We start from the raw sequence: 10,895 nt of genomic DNA on the forward strand, positions 1-10,895 counted from the left end.
ATTGGTCCCGCCGGGGCAGCGTGACGCGTGCTCCACGACTACCTTTGGCACCGGCGAACTGATCCGCGCAGCCCTGGACGCCGGTGCCCGGCGCATCATCCTGGCGATTGGCGGCAGTGCGACCAACGATGGCGGCGCCGGTGCGATGCAGGCGCTCGGCGTGCAGTTGTTCGATGCCGAGGATAACGCCCTGGCCCCGGGTGGCCTGGCCTTGGCCCATCTGGCGCGGATCAGCCTGGAACACCTCGACCCGCGCCTGGCCCAGGTGCGCTTTGAAATCGCCGCCGACGTGAATAACCCGCTGTGCGGTGCCCATGGTGCCTCCGCGATTTTCGGCCCGCAAAAAGGCGCCAGTGCGCAGCAGGTCGAACAACTCGACGCGGCCCTCGGCCACTTTGCCGACCACTGCGCCAAGGTCCTGCCCACTGACGTGCGCGACGAGCCAGGCAGTGGCGCTGCCGGCGGCCTGGGGTTTGCTGCCAAGGCCTTCCTCGGTGCGCAGTTCCGTGCGGGGGTGGAGGTCGTCGCCGAACTGGTCGGCCTCGACGAAGCGGTACGCGGCGCCGATCTGGTGATCACCGGCGAAGGCCGTTTCGATGCCCAGACGCTGCGCGGTAAAACGCCTTTCGGCGTGGCGCGCATTGCCCAGCGCCACCATGTCCCGGTGATCGTAATCGCCGGCACGCTGGGTGAAGGCTACGAGCAGATGTACGCCCACGGCGTGGATGCGGCTTTCGCCTTGCCGTCCGGGCCGATGAGCCTGGAGCAGGCCTGCAACGAGGCGCCGCGCTTGTTGCGCGAGAGAGCGGTGGATATTGCGCGGCTGTGGCGCCGCGCAGCGGAGTGCTGATAACAGCGTCCTAGCCATGTCCCGAGCGTGCCCCCTACACTGGCCTGCCACGTGTCTTTCAAAGGATGAAACACAATGCACGCACCTGAACCCCATATCGTGATCCAGCGCTTTACCGAGGCCCATCTTGAAGGCGTCGCTGCGCTCTACAACGAGCCGGCCGTGTGCCGTCAGGTGCTACAGATGCCTTTCCAGTCCGTCGAGGCGTGGCGCAACAAGCTGGTGACAGATAATGAGCGGCGCCTGCAACTGGTGGCGCTGCATGGCGGGGAAGTGGTCGGCCAACTCGGTCTGGAACAGTACCTGCGCGTGCGCCAGAGCCATGTCGGGTCGTTCGGCATGGGCGTGACGCCAGCCTGGCAAGGCAAAGGTGTGGGCTCTCGCCTGTTGACGGCCGCGCTGGACGTGGCCGACAACTGGATGAACCTGCACCGCGTGGAACTCACGGTGTATGCCGACAACGAAGCGGCCCACAACCTGTACCGCAAATTCGGCTTCGAAGTGGAAGGGTTGCTGCGCGACTACGCTCTGCGCGACGGTGTCTTCGTCGACACCCTGAGCATGGCGCGCCTGCGCCGCTCGGCTTAGTCCTGTAGTGCGAACGCCACCGCAGCCTGCGCATGCAGCGCGGTGGTGTCCAGCAGCGGCAGGTCGCTGTGTTCGGGTTTGATCAGCAGGCCGATTTCTGTGCAGCCCAGGATGACTGCCTGGGCGCCGCGTGCGGCCAGGGACGCAATCACGCGTTGATAGACCTGGCGTGACGCCTCGCTGATCACGCCGACACACAACTCCTCATAGATGATCCGGTGCACGGCCTGGCGCTCGTCCGCGTTCGGCACCAGCACGTTCAGGCCGTGGGCGGCGAGGCGTGACGTGAGGAAGTCCTGTTCCATGGTGAACGCCGTACCGAGTAAACCGACGGTCAGCGTGCCGGCGGCTACGGCCGCCGAACCTGCGGCATCGGCAATATGCAGAAAGGGAATCGACACCGCCGCTTCGATCCGCGGCGCCACCAAGTGCATGGTGTTGGTACACAACACCACACACTCGGCACCCCCGGCTTGCAGGCGGCGTGCGGCATCTTCCAGGATCAGCGCGGCGTCGTCCCAGCGTCCGGCATGCTGGGCCTGCTCCACCGGACCGAAGTCCACGCTGTACATCAGCAATTGCGCCGAACGCAGCGGGCCGAGTTGGTCGCGCACGCGCTGGTTGATGATGCGGTAGTACTCGGCGCTGGACTCCCAGCTCATGCCGCCGATCAGGCCGATGGTGCGCATGCGATGCTCCTGACAAGAAATATCGCATCACCTTACCCATCGGCCACCGATTAGTCATACGCAGTTGCGCGCCAAATCACCGGAGCAGTTTCACATATCCCGATTGCCCCAGCCCGGCCTGGCTTGCTCCGGTGCCACCGCGTGGATCTGTTTGCCGGTGGCCAACTCCACCCGGCGCGCCACCTCCGGGTCGTCGGCGAACGGAATCAGGCTGGCCTCATCCAGCGTCTCCTCGGATTGACCGCGCAAACAGTACTCCACCGCGCCATACAGGCACGCGACCATCAGCAGGCCCCACATCAGGCGATCCGCGCGTCAAGTTGCGCGACCTGCAAGTCCGCGACCCGCACGGTGCGCCAGGTGTTGTAGGCCATCAGCAGCATGCCGCTGAGGAACAACACGCCACCGGCAAAGCGCACCACAAACCCCGGGTGGCTGGCCTGCAAGGCCTCGACAAACGAGTAGGTGAGGGTGCCGTCAGCGTTGATCGCACGCCACATCAGGCCCTGGGTAATGCCGTTGACCCACATCGAGGCGATGTACAGCACGGTGCCGATGGTCGCCAGCCAGAAGTGCAGGTTGATCAGCGTCACGCTGTGCATCTGTTCGCGACCGAATACCTTGGGAATCATGTGGTACAGCGAGCCGAAGGTGATCATCGCCACCCAGCCCAACGCGCCGGCATGGACGTGGCCGATGGTCCAGTCGGTGTAGTGGGAGAGGGCGTTGACGGTCTTGATTGCCATCATCGGCCCCTCGAAGGTCGACATGCCGTAGAACGCCAGCGACAACACCAAAAAGCGCAGGATCGGGTCGCTGCGCAGCTTATGCCAGGCGCCCGACAAGGTCATCATGCCGTTGATCATGCCGCCCCAGCTCGGTGCCAGCAGGATCAGCGACATCGCCATGCCCAGTGACTGCGCCCAATCCGGCAGCGCCGTGTAATGCAAGTGGTGCGGCCCGGCCCAGATGTACAGGGTGATCAGCGCCCAGAAGTGCACGATGGACAGGCGATAGGAATACACCGGCCGCCCGACTTGTTTCGGCACAAAGTAGTACATCATCCCAAGGAAGCCGGTGGTGAGGAAAAAACCTACGGCGTTATGCCCGTACCACCATTGCACCATCGCATCGGTGGCACCGGAATACACGGGGTAGGACTTGAACCAGTCCACCGGAATCGCCAGGTGGTTGACCACGTGCAGCATGGCGATCACCAGGATAAACGCGCCGAAAAACCAGTTGCCCACGTAGATGTGCCGGGTCTGGCGCCGCACCACCGTGGTGAAAAACACAATGGCGTAGGCCACCCACACGACCGTCATCCACACCGCGCCGGAGAATTCGATCTCGGCGTATTCCTTGGTGGTGGTGTAGCCCAGCGGCAGGCTGATCAACATGATCACGATGACCGATTGCCAACCCCAGAATGTAAACGCGGCGAGGCTGTCGGAAAACAGCCGCACCTGGCAAGTACGTTGTACTGCGTAATAACTGGCGGCGAATTGCGCGCTGCCGGCGAACCCGAAGATCACCAGGCTGGTGTGCAACGGTCGCAGCCGGCCAAAGGTCGTCCAGGGCAAATCAAGGTTCATTTGCGGCCAGACCAGTTGCGAAGCGATCCACACGCCCATGGCCATGCCCACAACGCCCCAGACGATGGTGGCGATCACGAATTGGCGGACGACTTTATAGTTATAAGCCTGTCCGATTGTTGCTGTGCTCATGCTCAGTCCTCCCACGGTTCCAAGTGGCGGGCACTGTAGGAAGTGTGGGTAAAACAAAACAGGCTCAGAAAAAGCTCATTACTACGGATCAGATTATTCGACGTGAAAGCACGATTTACAGTCCATCTGATCTGCTTTTTATGCCCGCACCTGAATCTTTTACGCCCTGCGCCGCAGGTGCATAGTCGCCCCCCTAGAAGTCGCGCCCTGGGACGCGGCCAACCCTGATGAGGCGGTGATATGTACCAGTACGACGCATACGACCGGGCGCTGGTGTTCGAGCGCGTGGCGCAATTTCGTGATCAGGTCGAGCGCTATATCGCTGGCGACTTGAGCGAAGAAGAGTTTCTGCCCTTGCGCCTGCAGAACGGCCTGTACCTGCAAAAGCATGCCTACATGCTGCGGGTGGCGATTCCCTATGGCACTTTGAGCGCCGAACAGATGCGCACCCTGGCCAGCATCGCCCGCGACTACGACCGTGGCTACGGCCACTTCACCACCCGCCAGAACCTGCAGTTCAACTGGATCGAGCTGCACCAGGTGCCCGACATCCTTGAACGCCTGGCCCAGGTGGACATGCATGCGATCCAGACCTCCGGCAACTGCGTGCGCAATATCACCACCGAAGCCTTTGCCGGGGTGGCCGCCGATGAGCTGCTGGACCCACGCCCCTTGGCGGAGATCCTGCGCCAATGGTCTACCATCAACCCGGAATTCCTGTTCCTGCCGCGCAAGTTCAAGATCGCCATCTGCTCGGCCCGCGAAGACCGCGCGGCGATCATGATGCACGACATCGGCCTGTACCTTTACCGCGACGACCAAGGCGACATGCTGTTGCGCGTGATGGTGGGCGGTGGCCTGGGACGCACACCGATCCTGGGCTTGCAGATCCGCGAGGGCTTGCCGTGGCGGCACCTGCTGTCCTACGTCGAGGCGGTGCTGCGCGTATACAACCGGCATGGCCGGCGGGACAACAAGTACAAGGCGCGCATCAAAATCCTGGTCAAGGCGCTGGGGATCGAGGCGTTCTCCCGGGAGGTTGAGGAAGAGTGGCAGTACCTGCGCGATGGCCCGGCGCAGTTGACCGATGCCGAGTACGACCGTGTGGCATCGGCCTTTGTGCCGCCGGCTTACGCGTCGCTCAGCGATACCAGCCTGGCCTACGGCACCGAACTGGCCGACAACCCGGGCTTTGCGCGCTGGGTCAGCCGCAACGTCATGCCGCATAAAGTTGCGGGCTACACCAGCGTGGTGCTGTCCACCAAACCTGGCATCAGCGCGCCGCCCGGCGATGTCACCGCCCAGCAAATGGATGCCGTGTCCCAATGGGCGGAGCGGTTCGGCTTTGGTGAAATCCGCATCGCCCATGAACAGAACATCGTGTTGCCGGATGTGCCCAAAGATCAGTTGCATGCCTTGTGGCGCCTGGCCTGTGAACACGGCCTGGGCGCGGCGAATATCGGCCTGCTGACTGACATCATTGCCTGCCCCGGCGGCGACTTCTGCGCCCTGGCCAATGCCAAGTCGATCCCCATCGCCCAGGCGATCCAACAGCGCTTCGATAACCTCGACTACCTGCACGACCTGGGTGATATCAGCCTGAATATTTCCGGCTGCATCAATGCCTGCGGCCATCACCATATCGGCAATATCGGCATCCTGGGCGTCGATAAGAATGGCAGTGAGTGGTATCAGATCACCCTCGGCGGGGCCCAGGGCAAACACAGTTCACTGGGCAAAGTGATCGGCCCCTCGTTCAGCGCCGCTGAGATTCCCGATGTGATCGAGCGCGTGATCAGCACCTTTGTACGCTACCGCGAAAGTGAAGAACGCTTTGTCGATACCGTGCAGCGCATTGGCCTGGAGCCGTTCAAGGAGCGGGTGTACGCGGAGCAGTCGGCATGAACAATCTGTTGAGACTTGAGCAGGGTGAAGCGCGTCTGGTTGCGGATGATCCGTGGGTGTTGGTGCGTGATGAAGTACCGGCGGGCGGTGCGCTGATCCTGCCGCTGGCGTCCTATGCGCCGGGGCATGGCGTGTGGCTGGGCCCGGATGATGAGGTCGAGCAGGTGCTGCCCTGGCTCGCCACGCTGCCGCTGATTGCCCTGGATTTTCCCAGCTTTCGCGACGGGCGCGCCTACAGCCAGGCCTATCTGTTGCGCACGCGTATGGGCTGGCGAGGCGAGTTGCGGGCGATCGGCGATGTGCTGCGCGATCAGCTCAGCCATATGCGCCAGTGCGGGTTCGATGCATTTGCGGTGCGCGCGGACAAATCGGCTGAAGACGCCCTTAAGGGGCTGGCGGGGATGAGCGTGCAGTATGGGCGCAGCGTGATCGAGCCACGCCCGCTGTTCCGTCGGCGTTAATCACACGGTGAGTCGCCGCATCTGCCATGATCGTGGTTCGCACGATGGCTCACCCAAGGAAAACCGCAATGGATGATGTACAGCAACTGGGCGAGATGCTTCGTCATTACGCCGACAGCGAAGCCCATAAAAAACAGCAGTTCGAGGTGCAATCGGCGCGCTGGGCGCTAAAGCTCGGCGAGTTGTTCCAGCAGATCGAGCAATGGCTGGAGCCGGTCAAAACCGCTGGTTTGCTTGAAGTCCACCGCGAAGAGTATGTCGCCAGCGGCCCGAGCGTTCCGGTGGAGACGTCGCCCTTCAAGAGCGAAAAGCTCACCGTGCAGATCACTGGCAAAAACGTCGAGTTCGTGCCGGACGTGATGGGCGTCGGCGGCTTGATTTCGGTGTCGGTCATGGGCCTCACTGCGGCCCGGCACGGTAGCGTATCGCTGGTGCTGCCAGCGGATAAAAACGACTGGCTGTGGAAGAAAACCAACGGCCTGAAAGATCCGGATACCTTCGCTTTCAACGCCAACTTTTTGGCCGCGCAGTTGCAGAGCCTGATCCCTCGCGAGCGCGGCTAAGTTTTTCAACGCTGTTTTACAGAATTGGCTATACCTACAGTTCAACGTTCTGATGATGACTGCCAAGGAGTTCGATGATGAAACTAAGGCTAATGATCAGCACGCTCTGCATCGCCACGATCGGGATGGTGGGCTGTGCCAGCCAAGTCACGCAACCGGATGAGTATTCGGGATTCCTATCCGATTACAGCCTCCTCAAGCCGGCCAAGTCGCCTTCGGGCGTCAAGGTAATGCGCTGGGTCGATCCGACACTGGATCTGGGCCGCTACAACGCGGTGTATATCGAACCGACCCAGTTTTACCCCAGGCCCCAAGCCACTGCGAAAATCCCTGAGAGCACGTTGCGCGGCATCAACGACTACTTCAATCAGGCCCTCAAGCGCGAAATCGGCAAGTCATTGCCCCTTGCACAAGGGCCAGGCAACGGAGTGTTAGTGGTGCGCGCAGCGATCACGGCGGTCAGCAGTAAAACCCAGGGGCTGAAACCTTATGAGTTCGTGCCGGTCGCCTTGGTGGCTGCGGCGGTGAGCACCGGCACCGGCATCCGCGACCAGGACACTGTGCTGGGCACCGAGGCGCAGTTTCTCGACGGCGCCAACGGCAAGGTGATCGCTGAGGTGGTACGCAAGGGCACCGGCAAGCCGCTGGAAAACGACTCGCAGGTGATGACGCCCAATGACGTAAAAAGCGTGGTCGATGGTTGGGCGTCGGACTTGCACCAGTCGTATGTGAAACTGAAAAAGCAGTAAATCGCGCAGTGCCTGGGACTATTTCAGTGGAGTCAGCGGCGGCAGTTTCCACTGACCGTTATTCGCCTCGGGCTTTGGCAGGTACATCCGCAACACGGCATAGAACGGGCCGGGCGGTGCCGGCAACCAGTTGCTCTGCTCGGCTTTTGGCGGTTCGTGGTGCTGCAGCGCCAGGGTCAGGCCGCCATCGGCGTCCAGCTTGAGGTGGGGCAGCATCCGCGAGTTGATCGCGTAGCGTTTCTTGTGGTTGGGCACCAGCAACTTGGTCTTGGTGTCGTACAGGGTCAGTGACCAGAACGCATCGGCCGGCGGCAGTTGGTCCTTGGCGAAGTGCACGGTGTAGCTGTGGCGAGCGCCGTTGGCGGGCTTGCCTTCACTGTCGACAACGTAATTGAAGTAGGTGGCTTCATCGGCGGAGTTGCCGAAAAGCCCCACGTCGGCACCGGCATAGCGGTACAAGTAGTTGTTGTTCAGGTGATCGCGGTTGCCGAACAAGTCGCCTATGGCAACCTGCTGGGTGTCGAGTTTGTCTTTTTTGAACGCTGCAAACTCGGCCTTGGCGTCGGCGATCCCGTCTTCCAGCGCTTTACGCTGTTCGGCGCTCAACTGGTTGACCTTGAACGGCGCGCCCGGTGCGATGCCGATGGTGGCAAAGCGTGCGAGCAGGTCTTTCTCACTGTCCTGGGGCGCAGCGAAGGCGAGCATGAAGTTCAAGTAGCGAAACAGTTGCGGGCCTTCGCTCATGCTGGCCATCGGCTTGGGCCAATCGATCTTCGGCGCCTTGGCCGGGGCGGCCTGTTTCACGTAGCTGCTGAGCGACTGCACTTTGTAGCCATTCTGGATCTGCTTGACCTTGTTCAGGTCCTTTTCATCCAGCAACTGCGTGCGATACAGCGCATAAGCGATATTGCTTTCGCTGTACACCACGCGATCCACGTCGACCGGCTGCTGACCTTTCCAGTCGGGCCCGGCGATCATGTAGTGGCCGCCATTGTTGCCGGTGCTGCGCGTGCCCAGGTACGCGAAGTTCTGCGTATAGAGGTCGATCAGTTGCACCGAGTAATAGCGGTTGTCTTCAATCTTGGGCAACGTCAGCACCAGCGGCTCGCTGCGCAGGTCCATCCAGACGAAGGAGTAGGGCGTGTCTGGGGTCGGCGTGGCGAGCGCGGTGTCCTTGGGGGTGAAGACCTGGGCGGTATTGCCGATACGGTTAAAGGGTGCCTTGTAGTTGACGCCGCCTTTGTCGACCGCCTGGGTGTAGAGCGTCTTGTACATTTCCACGACCGGGTAGCCATACAAATAGGCTTCCTTGGCAATCGCCCGAGCCTCAGAGGGGGTGGCCGTAAAGTCGGCCCAGGCGCCAGTGCTCATGAGTATCGAGAGGCTCGCCAACAGCAGGCGCGTCGGTTTTCCAATCATGTTGTTGCGTCCTTCCAGAGGTCTTGTGAGGAGTGCTATTGAGTGGCGTGGCAAAGCGTCGAGTTTCCGACTTTATTGGTCGAACGTCACGTTAATCCCGGCATGACGCACTGCTTGACGCAAAAATGCCGCCCAACTGGGCGGCATTGGAGGGGAGCGCTAACGTCAGGCCGCGCCAAGCATGGCTTTGACCTTATCGCGCAGTTGATCGATGGAGAACGGCTTGGCGATCGATTGCATACCGGGCGGAACCTCGACGCTCTCGGCATAACCACTGGCAAACAGGACCGGCAGTTGTGGGCGCTGTTCGCGCACCAGGATGGCCAAGTCCCGGCCATTCATGTCCGGCAGGCCGACGTCGGTCATCATCAGGTCAATGACATTGCTCGTCTCTTTCACGAATTTGAGCGCCGATTGGGCGTCTTTAGCCTCAAATACACGAAACCCCAGCTCTTCGAGTACGTCGACGATCAGCATGCGCACGATGGTGTCGTCTTCGACTACGAGAATGGTTGAGGTGAGGGCCGACATAATGAACATTCCTGAAAAAGTGAAGGTGCTGGGTGTGACAGGTTTAAACGCAACCCAGTAGTGAGTGGCGGCAATGCCAGCAAGTTCCGAAAAGCTGCTGGCATTGTGACCTTGGCGAAGCAGAATGTCCCGTCAGGTTTTGCGAATACTCACAACGGGACAGTTGCCATACGGCTGACCTGTGCGGAATTGCGGTAAGCAGCCATATCACCGACATCAAAATAGCTCACCTGATACTCAGGTGCGCCCGGATTGGTGCCATATGCCCGGTGCTGAAACGGGCTAGTGCCTCGGTTCAAGGCCCGTTCCAGGCCATTTTTCATCGCCTCGGCCGAGTCAAACTTGGCCAGCCCGAAATTCGGATCGAAGTAAAACCAGACAGGCTTGTCGTTCCTGACGGTGACGCCGGCAAGCAACGCGTGATCCGTCGTGGCAATCCTGAGGCTCCTTGGCGGCGCCGCATTTGTCAGTTCTTCAGCGATCTGCTGATAGGGAATTTGCCTGGGCTGCTTGCCCAGATGGAAGGTGTCGTGGTGTTTGACCTGATCATGAAAAGCCTTGAGGTTGTGGATGAACTGTGCGGCGGAGGTATCCTGCGAATTGGCGGCGGCTTTGAACATGTTTCCCAGGTAGGTGGCTTCTTCGCCGGCGTGCATTGCCAGCGCCAGGGTATTGGCCATACCCGCACACTCGCCTGGCGACGCAAGGTTGACCTGACTGAGGTAAAACTCCTGGGGCATTGGGGTCAAGGTGCCGCCAGCGGCGTGGATGTCCCGCTGGAACAGCGTAAAGCCTTCCTGGATAAGTTTTACTTTCTGACGCTCAATCTGCCTGGTCAGGGTGCCAATGTCCCCGGCGGTCATCCACCGATGGGCGACCATGGCCTGCAGCTCAATAACATTCAAATCTGATGAATAACCAGGCACCTTGTGGGGGTCCCCGTTCGTATAGCCTAAGTTGAAGTCAACAATATTATCGGGGTGTTGGGCGCGTCTCAACGCATTTTCAAACTCCTTGGGCACATATTGACCGAGTACGGTCGGTGGGCCCTGCGTCGGTAATGTATCGCCCGCCAGCTTCTTGTAGAGCCAATCGGTAAAACTCTGGTTGAGCTGCCCCTTCGCTGACACGGTGGCGGGCGTGAAGCCCTGGAGCGGCCCGCCGTATGCGCGCATTTTTTCGGTGTCGAAGGCGTGCCATTGGCCATTTTTCAGGACGGCGGCCCCGTCGATACTGTGTTCGCCGATTTTCAAGGTGCCTGTTGCGGCGACCACATTGTCTTTGCTGGCGGCTTTTAACAGGTCATAGCTGCCCGAAGCGCCGCGCAAGGCATTCACGCTCTGGAGGCCTTTGGCACCGAGGCGTTTGAGCCCGTCACCGGCCAGGCGGGCCCCGCCAACCGCCAAGTCGCCC

The 10,895-nt window shown here is 60.9% G+C and carries 11 protein-coding genes and 1 pseudogene; 6 read left to right on the forward strand and 6 right to left on the reverse strand.

Annotation, left to right across the window (positions count from 1 at the left end; genetic code table 11):
• Together L9Z73_RS17285 and L9Z73_RS17290 are read left to right on the forward strand one after the other, a co-directional pair.
• Positions 1–850 (forward strand): glycerate kinase family protein (locus L9Z73_RS17285; RefSeq protein WP_247403280.1); only part of this gene is annotated, 850 nt, incomplete at its 5' end.
• Between the two features lie 75 nt (positions 851–925).
• Positions 926–1,438, forward strand: coding sequence for a GNAT family N-acetyltransferase (locus L9Z73_RS17290; RefSeq protein WP_104903231.1), 513 nt, complete (start codon positions 926–928; stop codon positions 1,436–1,438).
• On the opposite strand, the gene L9Z73_RS17295 is transcribed toward L9Z73_RS17290, so the two are convergent.
• From L9Z73_RS17295 to ccoN, 3 genes are all read right to left on the reverse strand, one after another.
• A complete protein-coding gene (locus L9Z73_RS17295) occupies positions 1,435–2,127 on the reverse strand; it encodes an aspartate/glutamate racemase family protein (protein WP_247403282.1) in 693 nt (230 codons plus the stop codon). The two genes, L9Z73_RS17290 and L9Z73_RS17295, sit on opposite strands and share 4 nt — an antisense overlap.
• 90 nt (positions 2,128–2,217) lie before the next feature.
• Positions 2,218–2,427, reverse strand: a complete 210-nt coding sequence (locus L9Z73_RS17300) for a cbb3-type cytochrome c oxidase subunit 3 (protein ID WP_247403285.1) — start codon at positions 2,425–2,427, stop codon at positions 2,218–2,220.
• Positions 2,427–3,854 (reverse strand): cytochrome-c oxidase, cbb3-type subunit I, encoded by a 1,428-nt coding sequence (gene ccoN / locus L9Z73_RS17305; protein WP_247403287.1) that lies wholly within the window; start codon positions 3,852–3,854, stop codon positions 2,427–2,429. The genes L9Z73_RS17300 and ccoN overlap by 1 nt, the downstream gene beginning before the upstream one ends.
• A gap of 240 nt (positions 3,855–4,094) precedes the next feature.
• Between ccoN and L9Z73_RS17310 the strand changes: the two genes are divergently transcribed.
• The 4 genes from L9Z73_RS17310 to L9Z73_RS17325 all read left to right on the forward strand — a co-directional run bounded on the left by L9Z73_RS17310 (position 4,095) and on the right by L9Z73_RS17325 (position 7,532).
• Positions 4,095–5,759, forward strand: coding sequence for a nitrite/sulfite reductase (locus tag L9Z73_RS17310; protein WP_247403290.1), 1,665 nt, complete (start codon positions 4,095–4,097; stop codon positions 5,757–5,759).
• Positions 5,756–6,220, forward strand: a complete 465-nt coding sequence (locus L9Z73_RS17315) for a DUF934 domain-containing protein (RefSeq protein WP_247403293.1) — start codon at positions 5,756–5,758, stop codon at positions 6,218–6,220. Before L9Z73_RS17310 ends, L9Z73_RS17315 begins: the two co-directional genes overlap by 4 nt.
• Before the next feature lie 68 nt (positions 6,221–6,288).
• Entirely contained in the window at positions 6,289–6,783 is a 495-nt protein-coding gene (locus L9Z73_RS17320; RefSeq protein ID WP_247403296.1) for a hypothetical protein, read from the forward strand.
• 77 nt (positions 6,784–6,860) lie between these two features.
• Positions 6,861–7,532 (forward strand): DUF3313 domain-containing protein, encoded by a 672-nt coding sequence (locus L9Z73_RS17325; protein ID WP_247403298.1) that lies wholly within the window; start codon positions 6,861–6,863, stop codon positions 7,530–7,532.
• An 18-nt stretch (positions 7,533–7,550) separates the two neighbouring features.
• On the opposite strand, the gene L9Z73_RS17330 is transcribed toward L9Z73_RS17325, so the two are convergent.
• From L9Z73_RS17330 to L9Z73_RS17340, 3 genes and pseudogenes are all read right to left on the reverse strand, one after another.
• A complete protein-coding gene (locus L9Z73_RS17330) occupies positions 7,551–8,951 on the reverse strand; it encodes a DUF1254 domain-containing protein (protein ID WP_247403300.1) in 1,401 nt (466 codons plus the stop codon).
• Positions 8,952–9,116: 165 nt separating this feature from the next.
• Positions 9,117–9,482: a response regulator gene (locus tag L9Z73_RS17335; RefSeq protein WP_247403302.1), complete on the reverse strand. Its 366-nt coding sequence runs from the start codon at positions 9,480–9,482 to the stop codon at positions 9,117–9,119.
• Positions 9,483–9,631: 149 nt separating this feature from the next.
• Positions 9,632–10,895, reverse strand: a pseudogene (locus tag L9Z73_RS17340) (hypothetical protein); the annotation flags it as partial.

Origin of the sequence: Pseudomonas emilianonis (genome assembly GCF_023072625.1) — a bacterium.
Lineage (GTDB): Bacteria > Pseudomonadota > Gammaproteobacteria > Pseudomonadales > Pseudomonadaceae > Aquipseudomonas > Aquipseudomonas paraveronii.